We start from the raw sequence: 21,070 nt of genomic DNA, 5'->3' as shown, positions 1-21,070 counted from the left end.
CGGCGGACCAGCGCAGTCCGGGGATCGTGGCTCCCCGGGGCGGGGGTTCAGACCGGCGGCCCCCAGGTGAAGGAGTCCGTCCTTGAGCAAAGGGCGGCGCGACTGAGCCATGTCCTGTTCCCGCACCAGGGCGCCGGTTCTGTCCGACCCCCCGGGGTGACGATCGGCCCGGGCCGGGCGACGTGGGCGGGCGCGAGTCGGGTCCGGTGGGCGCAGGGGGGTATGACGTGCCGCCGGGGAACCGCGGCCCGTATCCGTCGAGACGTGCCGTCGGCCGCGGAGGGACGACCTGCTGCTCCCCCGCCCCCGGCGCTCCTGCCCCCGGCGGGCCGACACCCGATCCGAGAGGTGGTGGCGGGCCGCCCGGAGGGCGGCGGTCGTCGGCGGCGGAGGGCGGAGTCGGCTGGGGCATCGGATGGCTTCCTCTGCGCTCGGTGCGCCTCGATCGGGTTCGGCGCCGGTGCCGGAGGGGTCCGACGGGGCAGGGGCAGTGCGGCGTCGTGGCCCGTCCAGCCGTTCCGCCACTCAGGTGAACGGTGGGACCCTCCTTCGAGTCACGCCCTGGAGCCCGCCCCGAGAACCTCGAAGGCGCTCGGCGAGGGCTCACTCCCCGCCGTCCTTGCCGAGGCCGGGCTGTGGACCTTCCTGGCCGGTCTCCCGGACGGGCAGGACTGCCTTCCTAGCCGTGCGTGCACGCGTGCCGCCCGTCCGCACGCTTCCCGATCGCGCGGTACTCGCCCTGGTCGCACGGCCGGGGCGAGGACCGGTTTCGGTGGTGGTACCGGCAGGGTGTGTGGTGCCCAAGGATGGACGCCGCCGGGGAGCCCGGGCTCCCGTGCCACGGTCATCCGCGCTGGTGCGGTCCGAGGCCGAGGCGGTGGTAGCGGCGGGGAGAGAGCGGCGGCGACGGCGCGACGGCATCATTGCCGGTGACGGCTCGTCGTGTGGCTCGGCTTCGCACGCCCCGGTCGTCTCGCGTCCGTCGGACTCGTCACCGTCCGCGCGTGTTTCCAGGAGATCGGCCACCGCGGATCCACGGCCTTTCCGCTCCGCTCGCAGGCAGCTGCGGATCGACTCCGGGTCGAGACCTTCGTTGCAGGCCTGGTGCAGAAGCCGGGCGAAGAGGTAGTCGGGATCGGCGCCCAGGGCCATGGCGAGGGCTTCGCGGGCCTCCAGTTCGTCGCCGGTGGACCAGGCAACCCAGCCGGTGAGAGTGAGCGGTGCGGCGGCATGCTCTCCGTAGGGTCCGACGCAGCGCCGAGCCAGGGTCCGCCAGAGGCGAAGGGCGTGTCCGGCCTCGTCGCCCTCCATCCACTCGGCCGCGCGGTCACGGGTCGCTCGGTCCTGGAGGCCGAGAATGAGCCGGGCGGCCTCGTCGTGCCCGAGCAGTTCGTCGTCGCGGAGATCCGCAAGGAGTGTGCCGGTCGCAGGCGGTGCCTGGGCGAAACGGTCCAGGATCCTCCTGGCCAGCTCCAGCGTCTCGTCGGCCACGGCGGCACGGCCCGCGTCGTCGAGGATCTTCGGCACCAGCGCCATGCTGGCGGTGTCCAGGGCGGCCTCCTGTTCAAGGGCCGCGGCGTTCTCCCAGGGCAGTAGCCGGGCCCGGAGCTCCCGCAGTGTGCCGCGGACCTGGATGCCGGCGTAGGTGGCCGCGGCGGCCAGCACGGAGGTGCCGGGCAGGCCCATGGGGGCTCCCTCGGGGGAGCAGCACGTCGCGTTGTCACAGCAGTACGACCAGTACCGGCCCTCCGAGATGCACAGCGCCTCGACCACCACCACGTCGAGGGAACCGCACTCGACACGCAGCCTCTGGGCCAGTGGCCTCAGCCGCTCCATCACCTGCCGGCCGGTCTGGCCCTTCTCCGGTTCCTGGCACAGGAAGGCGACCATCGACTCGGGCCGTGCGCCTCGGCGCTCGCTGCCCGTCACAAGGCCGTGGGACAATTGCCGGGCCGCGGAAGCCCAGTCGTCAGCGTTGGCGGGGATACCGAGACGGGCCCGGCCTCCGAACCGCCCGCGTCCGTCGCTGTCGTGCAGAGCGACCAGGACGATGCTGTCCTCGGGGCGGTATCCGAGCAGGTACGGCAGAGCGTCGGCCAGTTCGGCCGGAGTGCGCAAGGTGACCTGGTGCTCGCCGCCGTGACTGTCGTACGCGGGGGTGGAGGTGTGGAGCCGGGTCGCGTCGCTCGCCTTTTTGTCCTGTTCACCGTTCTTCCGCCCGCTCTGCGCTTCGGGCCCGGTGATGTCGCCGTTCTCGGGGGATCCGGTCGTTTCGCTGTGGTTCGTCATGCGAAGACGATCTCGCGGAACGCAAAACTCCGCTTGGGCCTGTGGATAAGTCCTATCAGGAACACGTCAGCCCAGGCCCGGCGTGTCCCCAGCCTCCCGATGCGCCGCCGCGGATGTCAGTGCGGTCCTGTTGTATGGAACGCATGGAGCACACGAGCAACGCGGAACTCCGGGCGGCGGCCGACACGGTCCTGGCCCGTCTCGTCGGGGACGTCTCGGGGGAGGCCCAGCTGCGCGAGGACCAGTGGCGGGCGATCGAGGCACTGGTCGCCGACAGACGCCGTGCCCTGGTCGTCCAGCGCACGGGCTGGGGCAAGTCCGCGGTCTACTTCGTGGCGACCTCGCTGCTGCGAGCCCGGGGCAGTGGCCCGACCGTGATCGTGTCCCCGCTGCTCGCGCTCATGCGGAACCAGGTCGAGGCGGCGGCTCGGGCAGGCATTCACGCCCGGACCATCAACTCCTCCAACACCGAGGAGTGGGAAGCCGTTCAGGACGAGATCGCCGCGGGCGAGGTGGACGTCCTGCTGGTGAGTCCCGAACGGCTCAACAACCCGGACTTCCGGGACCAGGTCCTCCCCCGGCTCTCGGCAGCCACCGGGCTCCTGGTGGTGGACGAGGCGCACTGCATCTCCGACTGGGGCCACGACTTCCGGCCCGACTACCGCCGGCTGCGCACCATGCTCGCCGACCTCCCACCCGGTGTTCCGGTGCTCGCGACCACCGCCACGGCCAACGCGCGCGTGACGGCCGACGTCGCGGAACAACTCGGCACCGGCGGCAGCTCGGACGCCCTCGTGCTCCGGGGCCCGCTGGACCGGGACAGCCTGAGCCTGAGTGTCCTGCGGCTGCCGGATGCCGCGCACCGTATGGCCTGGCTGGCCGAGCACCTCGACGAACTGCCGGGGTCCGGAATCATCTACACCCTCACCGTGGCCGCCGCCGAGGAGGTCACCGCCTTCCTCCGGCAGCGGGGGCACACGGTCGCGTCGTACACGGGCAAGACGGAGAACGCCGACCGCCAGCAGGCCGAGGAGGATCTGCTCGGCAACAAGGTGAAGGCGCTGGTCGCCACGTCAGCACTCGGCATGGGATTCGACAAGCCCGATCTGGGCTTCGTGGTGCACCTGGGTTCGCCCTCCTCCCCCATCGCCTACTACCAGCAGGTGGGCCGCGCGGGACGAGGCGTGAAGCATGCCGAGGTGCTCCTGCTACCGGGCAAGGAGGACGAGGCGATCTGGAAGTACTTCGCGTCGCTCGCCTTCCCCTCGGAGGACCTGGTGCGCCGCACGCTCGACATCCTCGCGCACGCGGAGAAGCCCCTGTCCCTGCCCGCCCTGGAACCCCTGGTGGAGCTGCGCCGCTCCCGCCTGGAGACCATGCTCAAGGTCCTCGACGTGGACGGGGCGGTCAAGCGCGTCAAGGGCGGCTGGATCGCGACCGGGCAGCCGTGGACGTATGACGCCGAGCGGTACGCGTGGGTAGCACGTCAGCGCGATGCCGAGCAGCAGGCCATGCGCGCGTACGCGTCGACGGCCGACTGCCGTATGGAGTTCCTGCAGCGCCAGCTGGACGACGAGGCCGCCAGACCGTGCGGTCGCTGCGACAACTGCGCCGGTCCGCGCTTCACCGCCGACACGTCCGAGGAGGCGCTCGGTGCCGCGCGCGTGGACCTCGGCCGGGCAGGTGTCGAAGTGGAGCCCCGACGCATGTGGCCCACCGGGCTGCCGGCGATCGGAGTGGACCTCAAGGGCCGCATCCCGGCCGGAGAACAGGCCGGGTCGGGACGCGCGCTGGGACGGTTGTCGGACATCGGGTGGGGGAACCGGCTGCGGCCCATGCTCTCGCCCCAGGCCCCCGACGGGCCCGTTCCCGACGACGTGGCGAAGGCCGTGGTGGACGTACTGGCCGACTGGGCCCGGGGCCCCGGCGGCTGGGCCCCGGGCGCACCGGAGGCCGGGCCTCGCCCCGCCGGTGTCGTCACCGTCGCCTCGCGCACGCGACCGCAGCTGATCGGCTCCCTCGGGGCGCGCATCGCCGAGATCGGGCGGCTGCCGCTGCTGGGCTCAGTCGAGTACACCGGCGACGCGCACTCGGGCTCCCGGAGCAACAGCGCCCAGCGGCTGAAGGCGCTGGACGGGGCCCTGGCCGTGCCGCCCGCCCTCGCCTCCGCCCTCGTCGAGGCCCGGGGCCCGGTCCTCCTCGTGGACGACTACACGGAGACCGGCTGGACCCTCGCGGTCGCGGCGCGCATGCTCCGACACTCCGGCGCGCAGGGGGTGTTGCCGCTGGTGCTGGCTGTGCAGGGCTGACGGCGACCCGGGCCGGGGCAGCTGCCCCGGCGCACACCTCTGGACGCCGCACACCCCCATGACGTACGAACGTGTCGTGCTCGAACGCCCCATGGGTGGTCCGGCGACACATATGGTGGGGATATTAGCCGCGCATCATCTGATAACGGTCGGCTGCCTCAATTGCTCGTTGCCGCATTCAAGTTCGACAGGAAGAATTGAGGTCTGCTCCCGCACGGCTCGCCGGCCGCTCCGGTAGGGCTTCGCTGCGGTGCGCGCTCCCAGGAATCCGACCCCGCCCGCAGTGTGGGCGCGTAGCCGAAGGGAGGACCGTGACCTTCGGATTCGCTCCGGCCTCGGCAGCGGCGTCGACGTCCGCCGCTTCCGCCAACCGCTTGCTCGAACCCGCGGAATGGGCCGCCGCCGGGATCCCACTCCTGCGCAACCCTCGTGAGATCGTCAGCGGACTGCACGTCCGTCACCACCCGCAGCCCGCGACCGCTGTCGTCGCCGTGCTCGACCCGGACGAGCGGCTGCTGGCGAGCGCGTCGTTCGTACGCCGTCCGGCCCCGGCCGACGGCTGGATGTTCCGCAACGCGCTTCTCGCGCAGTTGCGTCGGGTCATTCCACACGACCTGCGCCGCCGCACGCCGGTGCGCACCGCGGTGCTGCTCTACTGCCGTGAGGGCGACGCGCGTTGGACGGAGGAGGACGGTGCGTGGATGTGGGGGCTGCGCGACGCGTGCACCCTGCACGGGCTGCGCTGCGGGGCGTACATCACGCTGACCCGTGACGGCTGGCAGGTCCTGGGCGAGGGCCGCGGCGGACGCCGCCCCCACTCGGCCTCGGCACCGGAGCCGTTCGCCACGTCGGAGGCACCGCCACCCATACCGCGCACCGGCGGCGCCTCCGAGGTACTGCGCCGCGCAGCGGCGGCACGCTGAGCCCTGGGCGGGCCGGTCCGCACCGATCCGGGCTGTCGGCCGGTCGGGGCGCCCCCTCGCACGGCACACGACGACGGCTGGGCAGGCAGCCGGAACCAGCACCCGAACCTGCCCTGGCATAACCGCCCACAGGGCGGTCTGCCGCAACAACGGAAGCGCTCTCCCGACCGCCTGGCCTCACCCGAGCACGGTCCAGCGACCTCCGGGCACGGTGAACCGCCCGCCGTGCGGCGCCGCCACAGCGGCACCTGAAGTCACGCCCCAGCGCCCCGTCGGGTGCAGTGGCAGCGGCTCAAACGCCCGCGCCCAGCACCGAGTTGATCCGCTGCGGGTCGCCGCAAACGATCAGCAGGGTGCCGGCCCGGGAGTGGGCCGCGGACAGGGCACGCGCGGCTGCGTCCTCGTGACCGCCGTTGACGGCGACCACGACCACCGGACGCGACGCGGCACGGTCCGCGATGGTGACATCCGTGTAGAAGACATCGTCACCGGCGTCGTGCTGGGCCCAGTAGGAGGTTTCACCGAAGGACAGCTCGTGGGCGGCCCACGGGTGCTGCTCCCCGGTCGTGATCACCAGCACGTCGCCGGGGGCACGACCGGAGTCCAGCAGCAGGTCCACGGCTTCCTCGGCGGCGTCGAGCGCCCCCTCCAGGGAAGCCGGGATCAGCTGGATCTGCGGGGTGACCGGAGCGGCGGCACCGGCGGCGGGACCCGACGGAGCGGGCTTGGCGGCCACGTCGCGCGGCGTACGTTGCATCGGCGGCGCCGGCCGGAGAGGGCCGGGGCGACCGGGACGCGACGGAGCCGCGGGACGGGGGCCGGGTACGGGACGGGGGGTCGGCGCGGTGCGGCCGCTGGCCGGCGTGGCGCGGGGACCCTGGGCACTCTCGTGAATCTGAGGCTCCTCGGGAATGAGAGGCATGAGTTGATATTTATCAAACGTTGGTACGGCCCGCGTCGGCGGGTGGCGCATGCGTGCGAACGAAACCGTCAGAAATCGAAGCCGAGCTGACCCTCGATCTCCGGAACACTTTCGTCCGCCCAGGTGCGGACCTTCTTGAGGTGCCGCCACTGGGGCAGCGCATCAAGATACGCCCACGACAACCGGTGGTAGGGGGTGGGGCCCCGCTCCGCCAGTGCGGCCTTGTGCACGGGGGATGGATACCCGGCGTTGTCCGCAAAACCGAAGTCTGCATGGTCGATACCCAGTTCGGCCATCATTTTGTCGCGCTGGACCTTGGCGATCACCGAGGCCGCCGCGACCGCCACGCAGGACTGGTCGCCCTTGATCACCGTACGGACCCGCCAGGGCGCACCGAGGTAGTCGTGCTTGCCGTCGAGGATGACCGCGTCGGGACGGACCGGCAGCGCGTCCAGCGCACGCCCCGCCGCGAGCCGCAGCGCGGCCGTCATCCCCAGGGCGTCTATCTCCTCCGGGGAGGCATGCCCCAGCGCGTACGACGTCACCCAGGTCCGCAGTTCCTCGGCGAGGACGGTACGTCGCTTGATGGTGAGCAGCTTCGAGTCCGTGAGCCCCTCCGGGGGACGGCGCAGTCCGGTGATCGCCGCGCAGACGGTGACGGGACCGGCCCACGCGCCGCGCCCCACCTCGTCGACACCTGCAACGATCTTCGCTCCGGTCGTGGCTCGAAGGGAGCGCTCGACGGTGTGAGTAGGCGGTTCGTACGGCATGGCGCCCCTAGATTACGCCGCCCGGAACCGCCCGCAACACCCCGGTCCTCCGCACCCCGTGAACAACCCGGTCAGGCACCGGCCGACCGGGGCGTCGCGCACCTCCGACAGCGGAGCGAGGCCCGTCGGCCACAGCCTCAGGAATCGTGCGGCAGCAGCAGCGGGCCCATCAACTGGTGGATGGATTCCTCGACTTCACGATCCCGTCGTTCACAGCAGCACACCTTCGACCGGTACATCACCATCGCCGGTATGGCGTCTCAAACTGCGCAGATCCCTCTTACGGAAGGCCTGCGTGTAGCACTCACGAACGCCCCGGCGGCTCGCACAGCGGGTACCAGGACAACGGGCGGCGGGTCACGGAGAGTTCCCGATGCACACGGAGAGTTTCTGAAGGAGCGGAGAGCCCAGACCGTCAGACCGACGTGGGCACCCAGTCCGGAAGCGGCTCCGTCCGATCCACCCACTCGGCGGGCGGTGTCCCCGCCTTCCCCGCAGCGATCACGCCGCCGACGATGGCGCACGTGGTGTCGACGTCCCCGCCCACCTGCGCGGTCGTCCAGAACGCCTGCTCGTAGTCGCCGAGACTTCTCGCGGCCGACCAGAGGGCGAAGGGCACCGTGTCATGGGCGGTCGTACGCCGCCCGCAGCCCAGGACGGCCGCGACCGTGCCCGGGTCGCCGTAGTCGAGCATGTCCCGGGCCCGGCGAAGCCCCGCGCCCACGGCGCTTTTGGGCACGAGGCCGATGACACCGTCGAGGAGGGCTTCGGCGCTGGGCGGTCCGTCGGGAGCGGCGGCGAACGCGGCGGCCGCGGCGACGGCCATGGCCCCGACGACGCCCTCGCGGTGCTGGTGCGTGGTGTACGCCGAGATCTCCGCCTGGTGGGTCGCCTGCTCCGGATCGTCCGCATACCAGGCGCCCAGCGGGGCGATCCGCATCGCCGCGCCGTTGCCCCAGGAGCCCTGCCCCTTGAAGAGCGCCGCGGCGAGCTCCCGCCAGTCGCCACCCTCCCGGACGAGGCGCAGCAGGCGGTTGACCGCGGGGCCGTAGCCCCGGTCGAAATCGTGGTGCTCGGCGAAGGAGCGGGCCAGCGCGTCCTGGTCGATGCGGTGGTGGACGGCCAGGACGGCGACGACCGAGCCGGCCATCTCCGTGTCGTCCATCCACTGCCAGGGCCCGGACGGCACCTCGCGGCGCTTGAGCAGCGGGTAGTTCACCGGCACGAAGTACTGGGAGCCGAGGGCGTCCCCGACGGACAGTCCGCGCAGGCAGGCCAGGGCGCGGTCCAGGCGCACAGCGGGGGAGGAATCAGCGGTCATCGCCCTGCCACTCTATCCGGTGATCCCGTACGGCTCGGGATCTCGCCAACGATCGAACGGCCGGTCGAGGGTGTACTTGCCGTCGTCCCCCAGAACGAGCATCCGCACCTCACCGTTCCCGGGGTTCGACAGTGACTCGAACTCCGACACCGTCCAGTGGAACCACCGCATACAGAAGAGCCGCATGGCCAGGCCGTGGGTGACGATGAGGACGTTCGGCGGGTGGTCGGGGTCCTCGAAGCTGCGGAACAGGCTCTCCAGGAAGCCGCCGACCCGGTCATAGACGTCGGCGCCGGACTCGCCCTGGGCGAAGCGGTAGAAGAAGTGGCCGTACGCGTCCCGGTAGGCCTTCTGAAGGCGGACCTCGTCCCGGTCCTGCCAGTTGCCCCAGTCCTGCTCGCGCAGCCGGGGTTCCTCCCGCACCCGTATGCGTCCGGGGTCGAGGTGGAACGCGCGCAGGGTCTCGTGCGTACGACGGTACGGGGAGACGTACACGCTGACGTACTCGTCGCCGAAGAGCCTGCGCAGCTGCTCGCCCGTGGCCTCCGCCTGCCGCCGGCCGCGCTCGGTCAGCGCCAGGGCGTGGTCGGGCTCACGCTCGTAGACGGAGTCATCGACATTGCCCGTCGACTCGCCGTGCCGGACAAGGACGATGCGCCGTGGTCGTGCCATGCCAAGACCCTAGATCGGGTGAGGGTCGGCGGAGGACTCCTGCCGCACCCATACAGCGTAGGTCACACGATTCCTGCACCACAGGTCACACTGATCGCACTCCTGTCCGAGTCGGAACGGTTCCGTCCGGGCCCTGCGGCGTCACACAGCGCCGCACCTCTCCGGGCACCTGCCCGCACCGTCCGGGGCACCCGACTCCGCGCGGGCTCAGACCGTCCAGCTCGACTCCATGTCCACGACGTCCCCGGTGAGCGCCGCTACGTCCGCCTCCGTCTGGGCCCTCAGGGCGAGCCGCTCCACGCGTTCGGTGCGGTACTTGCCGTGCTCGGCGGCCGAGCGCCACATCGAGAGCACCAGGAATTCGTTCCCCGGTGCCTCACCGAACAGCCCGCGCACCATGCCGGGCGAACCGGCCATCGCCGGGTTCCAGACCTTCTCCTGCATCAGCACGAAGTGTTCGGCCCGCTCCTCGTGGATGCGGCAGAGCGCCACCCGGAGCAGGTCGGCGTCGGTGAAGCGCGGTTCGAAACCGGTCTTCACGTCGAAGCGATAGTCGAACAGCCTCACCTGGGCGTCCTTGAACGTCCCCGCCTGGGCAGACGCGAGCCGGTCGTGCGACCGCGCCATGAAGGAGTCGTAGAAGGCGCGGCTCTCCCAGAACGCGAAGATGTGCGCCACGTCCTGCCGTCCCCGGCTCCAGCCACCCCCCTGCCCGCGAAATCCCGGCTCCCCCAGAAGCCCCGCCCACTTCCGCTGCCCCCGCTCGAAACCGCGGCGGTCCACCACGGTGCAGCGAATCCACTTGACCAGCACCGCGCCATGGTAAGGCCACGGCGCGTGGCGTCGGTCACTCTCGGGTGGACCACTCCCCCACGCGCGCACCCACACGCGTGGCAGGATGGGCAAACGGTCATGAGGGCCCGGCAGTTGGGTCCGGCGGACGGGTCGGTACGGGGAAGGGGACTCTGGTGGACGGGCTCAACAAGGGGCTTCGCAAGGTCGAGATCGCGGTGCGGTGGGATCCCAGTCCGGCGGGGCAGCCGTCCACCGACCTGGACCTGGTCGCGGCGACCTACCTGGCCGACGCTCCGCACGGCGACCCCGCATACGTGGTGCACTTCGACAGCCGTTCGCCCGACGGCACGATCATCCTCAACCGGGACAGCAAGGACGGCCAGGGCTTCGGCTACGACGAAGTCATGACGCTGGAACTCGACCGGCTCGACGTCCGCTACGCGCGCGTGGTGGTCGGTGTCGTCATCCAGCAGCGCCCGGCGGAGCGCACCTTCGTCAGTGTGAGCAACCCCGGTTTGCGTATCCGCGAGGGGTACACCGTCCTCGCGGAGGACGACTTCGGGGGGGTCCTCGGGGCGACGGCGGCGACGGTCGCGGAGTTCACCCGGGAGGGCTCCGGCCCGTGGGAGTTCCGGTCCGGCCTGCGTGGTTTCCAGGGCGATCCCGTGGACTTCACCACCACGATGGGCGCGGAGCAGCGTCCCTGAGCCCGACACCGATGGGCGCGGAGCAGCGTCCCTGAGCCCGACACCGGCGAGGCAGGCAGAACGACAGGGGCACCGCCCGCAGGCGGTGCCCCTGTCGTCATCGGCTCAGGCGTTCGGCGTCAGCTGCAGCCGCTGGTCGAGCCGCAGCCCTCGCAGATGTAGCAGGAACCGGCGCGCTGCATCTTCGTGCCGCAGGAGAAGCACAGCGGGGCGTCGGCCTGGATGCCCAGCTGCATCTCCACCAGTTCGGCACTGGTGTGGGCCTGCTGTGGGGCGGGCTTGGCCGCCTCTTCGGCCTTCGGAGCCGTGACGGCCTTCAGCTCCTGGGCGCGCGGCGCCGACTGGGCCAGGCCCTCGACGTCGACCTCGTCCTCGGACGGCTCGTACGAACCGGTCTCCAGGTGACGCTGACGCTCCTCGGCGGAGTGGATGCCGAGCGCGGAGCGCGTCTCAAAGGGCAGGAAGTCCAGCGCCAGGCGGCGGAAGATGTAGTCGACGATCGACTGCGCCATCCGCACGTCCGGGTCGTCCGTCATACCGGCCGGCTCGAAGCGCATGTTGGTGAACTTCGAGACGTACGTCTCCAGCGGCACGCCGTACTGGAGGCCGACGGAGACCGCGATGGAGAAGGCGTCCATCATGCCCGCGAGGGTCGAGCCCTGCTTGGACATCTTGAGGAAGACCTCACCGAGACCGTCGTCCGGGTAGGAGTTGGCCGTCATGTAGCCCTCGGCACCGCCGACGGTGAAGGACGTGGTGATGCCGGGACGTCCCTTCGGCAGGCGCTTGCGGACCGGGCGGTACTCGACGACCTTCTCGACCGCGGTACGGATCGTCTCCTCGGCCTTCTCGGTGATCTCCGCCTTCTCCTTCTCCTTGGTCTTGGCGGAGAGGGGCTGGCCGACCTTGCAGTTGTCGCGGTAGATCGCGAGCGCCTTGACGCCGAGCTTCCAGGCCTCGAAGTAGATCTCCTCGACCTCCTCGACGGTCGCCGACTCCGGCATGTTGACCGTCTTGGAGATGGCGCCGGAGATCCACGGCTGGATCGCGGCCATCATGCGGACGTGGCCCATCGGGGAGATGGCACGCTCGCCCATGGCGCAGTCGAACACCTCGTAGTGCTCGGGCTTGAGACCGGGGGCGTCGATCACGTTGCCGTTCTCGGCGATGTGGGCGACGATCGCCTCGATCTGCTCTTCCAGGTAGCCCAGACGGCGCAGGGCCTGCGGGACGGTGCCGTTGACGATCTGCATCGAGCCGCCGCCGACCAGCTTCTTGAACTTGACCAGCGCGAGGTCGGGCTCGACACCGGTGGTGTCGCAGGACATCGCCAGGCCGATGGTGCCGGTCGGGGCGAGCACGGACGCCTGCGAGTTACGGAAACCGTTCTTCTCGCCGATGCGCAGCACGTCTCCCCAGGCCTCACTGGCGGCGGCCCACACCGGGGTGTCCAGGTCGTCCATGCGGACGGCCTTGTCGTTGGCGTCCGAGTGCTGCTTCATGACGCGCTTGTGGGCGTCGGCGTTGCGGGCGTAGCCCTCGTACGGGCCGACGACCGAGGCGAGTTCGGCGGAACGCCGGTACGCCGTGCCCGTCATCAGGGAGGTGATGGCGCCGGCGAGGGCGCGGCCGCCGTCGGAGTCGTACGCGTGGCCGGTGGCCATCAGCAGGGCGCCGAGGTTGGCGTAGCCGATGCCGAGCTGGCGGAACGCGCGCGTGTTCTCGCCGATCTTCTGCGTCGGGAAGTCCGCGAAGCAGATCGAGATGTCCATCGCGGTGATGACCAGCTCGACGACCTTCTGGAAGCGCTCGGCCTCGAAGGACTGGTTGCCCTTGCCGTCGTCCTTCAGGAACTTCATCAGGTTCAGCGAGGCCAGGTTGCAGGACGTGTTGTCCAGGTGCATGTACTCGCTGCACGGGTTCGACGCGGTGATCCGGCCGGACTCGGGGCAGGTGTGCCAGTTGTTGATGACGCCGTCGTACTGGATACCGGGGTCGGCGCAGGCCCATGCGGCCTCGGCGATCCGGCGGAAGAGCGCCTTGGCGTCGACCTCCTCGATCACCTCGCCCGTCATCCGCCCGCGCAGGCCGAACTTGCCGCCCTGCTCGACGGCCTGCATGAACTCGTCGTTCACCCGGACCGAGTTGTTGGCGTTCTGGTACTGGACGGACGTGATGTCGTCGCCGCCCAGGTCCATGTCGTAGCCGGCGTCGCGCAGGACGCGGATCTTTTCCTCTTCTTTGACCTTGGTCTCGATGAAGTCCTCGATGTCCGGGTGGTCCACGTCGAGGACGACCATCTTGGCGGCGCGGCGGGTGGCGCCACCGGACTTGATCGTTCCTGCGGAGGCGTCGGCGCCGCGCATGAAGGAGACCGGGCCGGAGGCATTGCCGCCGGAGGACAGCAGCTCCTTGGAGGAGCGGATCCGGGAGAGGTTCAGGCCGGCGCCGGAGCCGCCCTTGAAGATCATGCCCTCTTCCTTGTACCAGTCGAGGATCGACTCCATGGAGTCGTCGACGGACAGGATGAAGCAGGCGGAGACCTGCTGGGGCTGCGGCGTGCCCACGTTGAACCACACGGGGCTGTTGAAGCTGAAGATCTGGTGCAGGAGGGCGTAGGCCAGCTCGTGCTCGAAGATCTCGGCGTCGGCGGGCGAGGCGAAGTACTTGTGGTCCTCACCGGCCTTCCGGTACGTCTTCACGATGCGGTCGATCAGCTGCTTGAGGCTGGTCTCGCGCTGCGGGGTGCCCACGGCACCGCGGAAGTACTTGCTGGTGACGATGTTGACCGCGTTCACCGACCAGAAGTCGGGGAACTCGACGCCGCGCTGCTCGAAGTTGACCGAGCCGTCACGCCAGTTGGTCATGACGACGTCACGACGCTCCCAGGCCACCTCGTCGTAGGGGTGGACCCCAGGGGTGGTGTGGATGCGCTCGACACGCAGGCCCTTGCTCGCCTTGGGGCTCTTGGCGCGGGAACTCCGTGCCGGACCGCTCGCCGTCTCTGTCATGCCGCCTCCCTGTACGGGCGAAAACGCCCTGAAGTGCCCCGTTGTTCCCGTGGCACGGTGTTCTGTCTGATGTTGCGGGCACCCACTCACGTCGCCCGCAACAGGTCTTCTCGCCGCCGTCCGGCCGGGCCCGGAGCTGCCTTCGGGTCCGGCCCGCCGGTCAGTCGGCGGCGCCGGCGGGCTGGGGGACCTGTTCCGCCCCTCCGGACCCGCGGTCGTCTTTCTGGCCCCCCGCGGCCGTGTCCTCGCGGTCTCCGTCGTCCGCGCCGGGGTGTCCCGTCTGCGCCCTGAGCTCCTCGATGGCCGCCTCGAAGTCGTCCAGCGAGTCGAAGGCCCGGTAGACGGAGGCGAAGCGCAGGTATGCGACGAGATCGAGCTCCTGCAACGGGCCGAGTATGGCCAGCCCCACGTCGTGGGTGGTCAGCTCGGCGCTTCCGGTCGCTCGCACCGCCTCCTCGACCCGCTGGCCGAGCTGGGCCAGCGCGTCCTCGGTGACGGGCCGCCCCTGGCACGCTTTGCGCACACCATTGATGATCTTCGTACGGCTGAAGGGCTCGGTGACTCCGGACCGCTTCACCACCATGAGCGAGCACGTCTCCACGGTCGTGAAACGACGGGAGCAGTCAGGGCACTGGCGGCGCCTGCGGATCGACGTGCCGTCGTCGGTCGTACGACTGTCGACGACACGGCTGTCGGGGTGCCTGCAGAAGGGGCAGTGCATGAATTCCCAACCCTCCTCACAGCAGACTCAATAGCCTCGCCGGGCATCTTGCGCCCCACGAAGCAGCCCCCAGCATAGGCGATGACCATGAGCCTCGAGACCCGGGGGACCACAACTTCTGGGATGCAGTTGCAATCCAACCACTAGATGTGGGGATTGGCTCATACATCCAAGCCGTTGCCGCGTGTCGCACGCGTAGGCGCAGGTGACGTGCGGCGGGTCGGGCCGCACCGGCCCCGCGGGCCTCCGGACGCGCCGCCGCCGACGGCTCCGTCCGGGACACGGCCGCATCCGTTCCGGCACAGCCGTATCGCTGCGGCACATGCGGAGATACCGTGGGCGCCGCGGGGAGGGGACGTGGGACTCCCGCACAGATGAGGGCTGGTCCCGGGGCAGGGGAAGGCCGGATGGCAGACTGGGGCACCAGTCCACGAGCGATCACCCCGGCGGTGAAGAGTACAGCAATGGGCCCTTTTGCCCGCCAGGTGGCACGGCCGCCAATACACCCGGACACATGACTGCGTCCGGTGATTCGCGATTTTTCACTCGAACGTGTGTTTGGCGCAACCTTTCGAAAGCAACTACCGTTGTCCAGCAGGGAGACCATCGAGAGGGGCCGACGTGACCACCACCGCAGACAGTGCCGCCATCGCTGCCCAGGACCGCTCCCAGGGCCGACTGGAGCCGGTGCATGCGATGAACGAAGCCACGAACCCTGAGGGGCACAAGCGCTCCCTGCCGGGCCGACCTCCGGGCATCCGGGCGGACAGCTCCGGACTCACCGATCGCCAGCGCCGCGTGATCGAGGTCATCAGGGACTCCGTGCAGCGGCGGGGCTACCCGCCGTCGATGCGGGAGATCGGTCAGGCCGTGGGCCTCTCCAGCACCTCCTCCGTCGCACACCAGCTGATGGCCCTGGAGCGCAAGGGCTTCCTGCGCCGCGACCCGCACCGCCCGCGCGCCTACGAGGTGCGCGGTTCCGATCAGGCCGCCTCGGTGCAGCCCACGGACACGGCAGGCAAGCCGGCCGCGTCGTACGTGCCGCTGGTCGGCCGGATCGCCGCCGGTGGCCCGATCCTCGCCGAGGAATCCGTCGAGGACGTCTTCCCTCTCCCCCGCCAGCTCGTCGGTGATGGTGAGCTGTTCGTCCTGAAGGTCGTGGGTGACTCGATGATCGAGGCCGCGATCTGCGACGGCGACTGGGTCACGGTGCGCCGTCAGCCGGTCGCCGAGAACGGCGACATCGTGGCCGCGATGCTCGACGGCGAAGCCACCGTCAAGCGCTTCAAGCGCGAGGACGGCCACGTCTGGCTCCTGCCGCACAATGCGGCCTATGAGCCGATCCCCGGCGACGACGCGACCATCCTCGGCAAGGTGGTGGCCGTCCTGCGCTGTCGGGGGCCGGTGGTGGGACCGGGGTGAGCTCGGGAAGGCGCGTGAGTGGGGGGGGTGGGCCAAGGCCCCCCCCCCACCACTCACGCGCCTTCCGTCTGCCGGGCAGCCTCGTCGATCGCTGCCAACGACTTCCGGACCTGGTTACGGTCCGTCGTGCACCAGAAGTCGGGCAGTGACGCCTTCAGGTAACCGCCGTACCGGGCCGTCGCCAGACGCTGGTCGAGGACGGCGACCACCCCGCGGTCGCCCGACGCCCGTACCAGACGGCCGGCGCCCTGGGCCATGAGGAGTGCCGCATGGGTGGCGGCGACCGCCATGAAACCATTGCCGCCCGCCTCCTCGACGGCCTTCTGGCGGGCGCTCATCAGGGGGTCGTCAGGGCGCGGGAACGGAATCTTGTCCATGACGACCAACTGGCAGCTCGGCCCCGGGACATCCACGCCCTGCCAGAGCGACAGCGTGCCGAAGAGGCAGGTCTTCGGATCGGCCGCGAAGTTCTTGATCAGCTCGCCGAGTGTCTCTTCGCCCTGCAGGAGGATTGGAAACTCGGGGATCCGTGAGCGCAGCTCCTCGGCGGCCAGCTGGGCGCCCCGCATCGAGGAGAACAGGCCGAGGGTGCGGCCGCCTGCCGCCTGGATCAGCTCCGTGAGCTCGTCGAGCATGTCCGCACGATCGCCGTCCCGCGCGGGACGGGCCAGGTGCTTGGCGACGTACAGGATGCCCTGCTTGCGGTAGTCGAAGGGCGAGCCGACGTCGATGCCCTTCCATTGCGGGACGTCGTCGCCCTCGGTGCCCTCGGGGGCGAGGCCCAGGGAGGCACCGACGCCGTTGAAGTCGCCGCCCAGCTTCAGCGTCGCCGACGTCAGGACCACGGAGCGGTCCGCAAAGAGCTTCTCCCGCAGCAGCCCGGAGACGGACATGGGGGCGACACGCAGGGAGGCGCCGAAACGGTCGTGGCGCTCGTACCAGACGACGTCCCACTCGGAGCCGTTCGTGATGCGCTCCGCCACGTCGTGCACGTTCTCCACGGAGGCGAGTGCCTGCTTGCGGACAGCGTCCTCGTCCTGGACGGACTTGTCACGGGTCGCGCCGATCCCGGAGATGACCGTGCGGCACGCGTCGCGCAGCGCCATGAGGGCATACCCGAGGTCCTCGGGAATCTCCTCCAGACGGCCCGGCAGCGCCAGCTCCATCAGCCGTTCGAAACCCTCGGCGGCGGTCTGGAGCTGGTCGGCGGCCTTCTCGTTGACCAGTTTCGCCGCACGGCGCACCGCGCGGTTGACCTGGCCGGGGGTGAGCTCGCCGGTGGCGACTCCGGTGACCCGGGAGACCAGTTCGTGCGCCTCGTCGACGATCAGCACCTCGTGCTGCGGGAGGACCGGGGCGCCTTCGATGGCGTCGATCGCGAGCAGCGCGTGGTTGGTGACGACGACCTCGGCGAGCTTGGCCCGCTCGCGGGCCATCTCGGCGAAGCACTCGGCTCCGTACGCGCACTTCGAGGCACCCAGGCACTCCCTGGACGACACCGAGACCTGCGCCCAGGCCCGGTCCGAGATGCCGGGCGTGAGGTCGTCACGGTCGCCGGTCTCGGTCTCGTCGGCCCAGTCGCGCACCCGCAGCAGGTCCTGGCCGAGCTTGCTGGTGGGCGCGGCGGCCTCGAACTGGTCGAAGAGACCCTCCTCCTCGTCCTGCGGGACCCCTTCGTGCAGCCGGTGCAGGCAGAGGTAGTTCGACCGGCCCTTGAGCATTGCGAATTCCGGACGGCGGCGCAGCAAGGGGTGCAGCGACTCGACCGTTCTCGGCAGGTCGCGCTCCACCAGCTGGCGCTGCAGGGCCAGGGTGGCGGTCGCGACGACCACCCGCTCCCCGTGCGCCAGCGCGGGCACCAGGTACCCGAGCGACTTGCCGGTACCGGTGCCGGCCTGGACCAGCAGGTGGGAGCCGTCGTCGATCGCTTCCTCGACGGCTTCGGCCATGGCCACCTGACCGGGGCGCTCCGTGCCGCCGACGGCAGTGACGGCAGCATGCAGGAGTTCGGGGAGTGAGGGCTTCGTCATAGCGCGACCACCCTACGACCCTGCACTGACAAACGGGTGATCAAGGCGGCGGCAGCGGCGTGGGCGCGGGACGGGATCAAGACCGTGGGCTCCTCGGGGGGAGGTGGCGGGTGTACGGGTGGCCGGCTGGGTGGCGGGGTGGCCGGTTGGGTGGCGGGTGGCCGGCTGCGTAGGTGAGGGCGCTGCGAAGCCGCTCGAAAGATTCCCGCACAGACGGGAACTGCCTCGACCCGGGCTGCGTTCGATGAGTGATGGCACGATTACACAGCGCTACAACAGAAGCCGGAGGGACCGGTCTCGGACCATGAGGGCGGCCCGCTTGGCGGGCAGGTCGACCTCGGCGGAGAACCGGAAGCCAGCGGTCAGGAAAGCGGCGAGGGAGGGGGTGTTGCGGATGTCGGGTTCCGCGATGACACGTGCGCAGGAGGGCCGCTGCGCGAGCACGAGATCGGCCACGGCCCGCAGCAGCAGACCGCCGAGACCGCGTCCCCGGTCCGCGACCGCACCGATCAGAAGGTGGACGCCCGTGTCATGAGGCCTGGCCGGGTAATGGCGGGTCAACGGGTCGAGATCCGCCCGGTAGATCTCCCAGTAGCTCATCGGTGTTCCGTCCAGTAGACCGACGCACGGCACGCTGCGCCCATCGCCGGCCAGCTGGGTCCGCAGGTGATCCTCGGCCACGTCCTGCGGTCCGGACAGCTCCCAGAACGCCGCGGCTGCGGGGTCGTTCATCCAACGGCTGATGAGCGGAAGGTCGCGTTCGATGCGCGCGGGCACGAGGTGGAACACGCCTGCGCGTGTGTCGGCCGGACCCCATGCGGCGACGCTGTCGAGGAGGTCGTCGAGTGCGTCGTCATGCCCGCCCGCTCGGGGCGGAGGCTCGCCGGGCGCGTCGATCGGGTCGGCGGAAGGCATTCAACGCTCCTCTCGAGAAGGGGTGGGGCGTGTGCTCAGGGATGAGATGAAGGAGGTACAGCCGTGGTCGGCGTCGATCAGGGTGGTCAGAAAGGCAGGGGGTTGGCGATGGTCACGTAGACGGACTGCCCGTCGACCGGGCCCACCAGTTCGTCGAGGCCGTGCAGCCGGGTCAGAAGGTTGGCCTTGCAGCGCAGGACGGGTGAGTCGAGCAGCCGGGCGGGCAGCGAGCTGTGCAGCCGAGCCGGACCGGAGGCCGCGTTGGCGAGGAAACGGCGGAAGGCGGCGAGCAGCAGCCGCTCGTCGGCCAGCCCCTGGGAGCCGAACGCGCCGATGAGGCCGAACACGTTGTTGACCACCAGGTAGTACACGAGTCGCTCGTCAATGACCTCGTCGTCTACGAAGGTGTCGCTCCGCTCTCCGATCCCGGGCAACCGGGTGTCGAGCTCCCCGCGCCGGGACTCGCGGAAGTAGTAGCCCTGGTTGTCGCGGTAGCGGCCTCCCGTGGGCCAGCCGTCCGCGTCCAGCAGAAGCAGGGTGTTCTGCTGGTGTGCCTCCAGGGCGACACCGGTCTCGCCGTCCAGCCAGAGGACGGGGCGCACCACATGGGCGAGGTAGCGCAGGAACCACTCGGCGGCGACGGCTCCGCGGGGACGGCCGGTGCGCCGGGCAAGACGCGTGACGAGCTCGGCGAGCCGGGACCGCGGGATCGCATTGCGCTGGGCCGGATCGGGCCTGGCCGGGTCGTGCTGGGCCGGGTCGTGCTGGGCCGGGTCGTGCTGGGCCGGGGCGTGCTGGGCCGGGTGCCCTGGCGCCTCGTCCGGCACGGCCGGCGAGGACGGGCGCGGCGTGACGAGGCCGGCGACGCAGGAGACATCGTCCGAGGGGCTGAACGGGTTGTGGCGGATCACCACGTCCAGTCCGGGCACCGGGGCCCCGTCGGGTGTGTCGACGGCGAGCCAGGCGGGGTCCCGAACGATGTCGAAGTCCGGGTGCGCGGCCCGCCACTGCTGTCCGAGGCCGCTGCGGAGCAGGCGGTGGACCTCGACGCCGCGATGAAGTTCCTTGCGGAGGTTCTCCCGGCGGGAGTTGGTGATACGCAGGCCCAGCGAGAGCTTGAGCATCGCGGGGGCATGGGAGCGGTAGACGGTTCGTACGGAGGAGGTGGGATGCCAGTGAGGGCCGCTGGTGCCGAGGTCACAGAGCAGTCCGGCGTCGAGCAGGGCAGCGATCTCCGGCCGGTGGCGGATCTCGCGCGCCTGCCAGGGGTGCAGGGGCAGCAGGGCGTACCCGAACGGCAACGCCGGTGCGGGACCGGCGAGGCGGGCGGTGAGCAGGGGTGCGGCGACAGGGCGGCCACGTTCGGTCCAGGAGGAGTCGGTGGCGAGGACGGAGGAGGCGACAGCCATCCAGTGCAGAGGGAAGGAGCCCCGGGACTCGGGTGAGTACAGGAGTGCTTGGGCATCGGTAAGACCCTCGCGACTCTTCGGGGTCGGGTGGAGTGGGTGTCCGAAGAGGAGTGCCTGCTCCGCTGTCAGGAAGCGGTCGGGGCCGTCGGCCGGTCGTTCCCGGCGGGCGGTGACGAAGCCGGCGACGCGTCGGAGGGAGTCGGCAACGCCCGCCACGAGTTCGGTGCCGTTGCTGAGGCCACCGGTGATGGAGCTGGGGGTGGACCTGGGGAAGGAGTCGGGTACGCAGTCGTGGCCAGAGCCATTCGCGGACATCTCCCTGGTGAGCAGGGCGGTGAGCGTGAGGGCGTCGACCGGTGGGGTGCTGTCGGGAGCGCCTGCCAGACGAGGTGGGCCGAAGCGGTGCCAGCCCGTCGGGGACCAGTAGCGGACCGGGGCGGACAGGGCCGTGCCGCTGGCAGGAAGGGGGATGCGCAGGTGGCCGTCGGCCGGGGCGGACTGGTTGGTCTCGCGCGCCCAGCAGCGGAGCAGGTTCTCCACGGCGACAGCCTGGGCGACGGTGTGCGGGTCGGGATGGGCCAGGGGGTCAGGGCCATGGCCTTCGCCCAGCCCCTGGGCGGGTTTCGACGTCGGCCGCTGATGAGGGACCCGCGGGTTCGGCGACATCTGGGACGGCCGGGCGCCGACGGAGCCTTGGCCAGGTGTCGGGGTGTGGGAGTCGGGGTGGGTGTGGGGGGTGGCGTTCACGGCGGGTACCTCTTGGACTGGTCCGGATCATGCTGGGGAGGGCTGTGGGCTGGGGAGCCTCACTCGGGTGTGGCTGCGCGGCGCGAGGGAGAGGCGCGCGGGCTGTG

The 21,070-nt window shown here is 70.6% G+C and carries 15 protein-coding genes; 4 read left to right on the top strand and 11 right to left on the bottom strand.

The window, feature by feature from the left end; all coding sequences use genetic code 11:
* Window positions 1–603 precede the first annotated feature (603 nt).
* Window positions 604–2,289 (bottom strand): DUF4192 domain-containing protein, encoded by a 1,686-nt coding sequence (locus OO68_RS12215; protein WP_033308322.1) that lies wholly within the window; start codon window positions 2,287–2,289, stop codon window positions 604–606.
* A gap of 143 nt (window positions 2,290–2,432) precedes the next feature.
* Here OO68_RS12215 and OO68_RS12210 point away from each other — a divergent pair, with 143 nt between their 5' ends.
* Both OO68_RS12210 and OO68_RS12205 read left to right on the top strand, forming a co-directional pair.
* Window positions 2,433–4,598, top strand: a complete 2,166-nt coding sequence (locus tag OO68_RS12210; RefSeq protein ID WP_033308321.1) for a RecQ family ATP-dependent DNA helicase — start codon at window positions 2,433–2,435, stop codon at window positions 4,596–4,598.
* 311 nt (window positions 4,599–4,909) lie between these two features.
* Window positions 4,910–5,521, top strand: a complete 612-nt coding sequence (locus tag OO68_RS12205) for a hypothetical protein (protein ID WP_033308320.1) — start codon at window positions 4,910–4,912, stop codon at window positions 5,519–5,521.
* A gap of 292 nt (window positions 5,522–5,813) precedes the next feature.
* On the opposite strand, the gene OO68_RS12200 is transcribed toward OO68_RS12205, so the two are convergent.
* The 5 genes from OO68_RS12200 to OO68_RS12180 all read right to left on the bottom strand — a co-directional run bounded on the left by OO68_RS12200 (window position 5,814) and on the right by OO68_RS12180 (window position 10,019).
* Window positions 5,814–6,443: a hypothetical protein gene (locus tag OO68_RS12200; RefSeq protein WP_078625256.1), complete on the bottom strand. Its 630-nt coding sequence runs from the start codon at window positions 6,441–6,443 to the stop codon at window positions 5,814–5,816.
* A gap of 68 nt (window positions 6,444–6,511) precedes the next feature.
* Window positions 6,512–7,213: a ribonuclease HII gene (gene rnhB / locus OO68_RS12195; RefSeq protein WP_033308318.1), complete on the bottom strand. Its 702-nt coding sequence runs from the start codon at window positions 7,211–7,213 to the stop codon at window positions 6,512–6,514.
* A gap of 415 nt (window positions 7,214–7,628) precedes the next feature.
* Window positions 7,629–8,534, bottom strand: a complete 906-nt coding sequence (locus OO68_RS12190) for an ADP-ribosylglycohydrolase family protein (RefSeq protein ID WP_033308317.1) — start codon at window positions 8,532–8,534, stop codon at window positions 7,629–7,631.
* Between the two features lie 12 nt (window positions 8,535–8,546).
* Complete coding sequence (locus OO68_RS12185; protein ID WP_033308316.1) at window positions 8,547–9,206, bottom strand: histidine phosphatase family protein; 660 nt, start codon at window positions 9,204–9,206, stop codon at window positions 8,547–8,549.
* A gap of 207 nt (window positions 9,207–9,413) precedes the next feature.
* Complete coding sequence (locus OO68_RS12180) at window positions 9,414–10,019, bottom strand: YdbC family protein (RefSeq protein ID WP_033308315.1); 606 nt, start codon at window positions 10,017–10,019, stop codon at window positions 9,414–9,416.
* 155 nt (window positions 10,020–10,174) lie between these two features.
* On the opposite strand from OO68_RS12180, the gene OO68_RS12175 reads away from it, so the two are divergent.
* On the top strand, window positions 10,175–10,708 hold the full coding sequence (locus OO68_RS12175) for a TerD family protein (protein ID WP_033308314.1): 534 nt from the start codon (window positions 10,175–10,177) through the stop codon (window positions 10,706–10,708).
* Between the two features lie 119 nt (window positions 10,709–10,827).
* On the opposite strand, the gene OO68_RS12170 is transcribed toward OO68_RS12175, so the two are convergent.
* Complete coding sequence (locus OO68_RS12170; RefSeq protein ID WP_033308313.1) at window positions 10,828–13,719, bottom strand: vitamin B12-dependent ribonucleotide reductase; 2,892 nt, start codon at window positions 13,717–13,719, stop codon at window positions 10,828–10,830.
* A 160-nt stretch (window positions 13,720–13,879) separates the two neighbouring features.
* The gene (gene nrdR / locus OO68_RS12165) at window positions 13,880–14,440 is read right to left on the bottom strand and encodes a transcriptional regulator NrdR (RefSeq protein ID WP_033308312.1); all 561 of its coding nucleotides are present in this window, start codon (window positions 14,438–14,440) and stop codon (window positions 13,880–13,882) included.
* A gap of 621 nt (window positions 14,441–15,061) precedes the next feature.
* On the opposite strand from nrdR, the gene lexA reads away from it, so the two are divergent.
* Window positions 15,062–15,862, top strand: coding sequence for a transcriptional repressor LexA (gene lexA, locus OO68_RS12160; RefSeq protein ID WP_033308311.1), 801 nt, complete (start codon window positions 15,062–15,064; stop codon window positions 15,860–15,862).
* Window positions 15,863–15,915: 53 nt separating this feature from the next.
* Here lexA and OO68_RS12155 read toward each other — a convergent pair whose 3' ends face one another.
* The 3 genes from OO68_RS12155 to OO68_RS12145 all read right to left on the bottom strand — a co-directional run bounded on the left by OO68_RS12155 (window position 15,916) and on the right by OO68_RS12145 (window position 20,963).
* Window positions 15,916–17,892 carry an ATP-dependent DNA helicase gene (locus OO68_RS12155; protein WP_033308310.1) on the bottom strand — a complete coding sequence of 659 codons (1,977 nt, stop codon included), beginning with the start codon at window positions 17,890–17,892 and terminating at the stop codon, window positions 15,916–15,918.
* Window positions 17,893–18,162: 270 nt separating this feature from the next.
* Complete coding sequence (locus OO68_RS12150) at window positions 18,163–18,807, bottom strand: GNAT family N-acetyltransferase (protein ID WP_051814598.1); 645 nt, start codon at window positions 18,805–18,807, stop codon at window positions 18,163–18,165.
* Between the two features lie 86 nt (window positions 18,808–18,893).
* Window positions 18,894–20,963: an IucA/IucC family protein gene (locus tag OO68_RS12145; RefSeq protein WP_033308309.1), complete on the bottom strand. Its 2,070-nt coding sequence runs from the start codon at window positions 20,961–20,963 to the stop codon at window positions 18,894–18,896.
* Between the last annotated feature and the right edge of the window lie 107 nt (window positions 20,964–21,070).

Source organism: Streptomyces iakyrus (assembly GCF_000717055.1).
Taxonomy (GTDB): domain Bacteria; phylum Actinomycetota; class Actinomycetes; order Streptomycetales; family Streptomycetaceae; genus Streptomyces; species Streptomyces iakyrus.
Note: the sequence above shows the minus strand (reverse complement) of the source record. Positions and strands in the feature narration are given on the sequence as shown.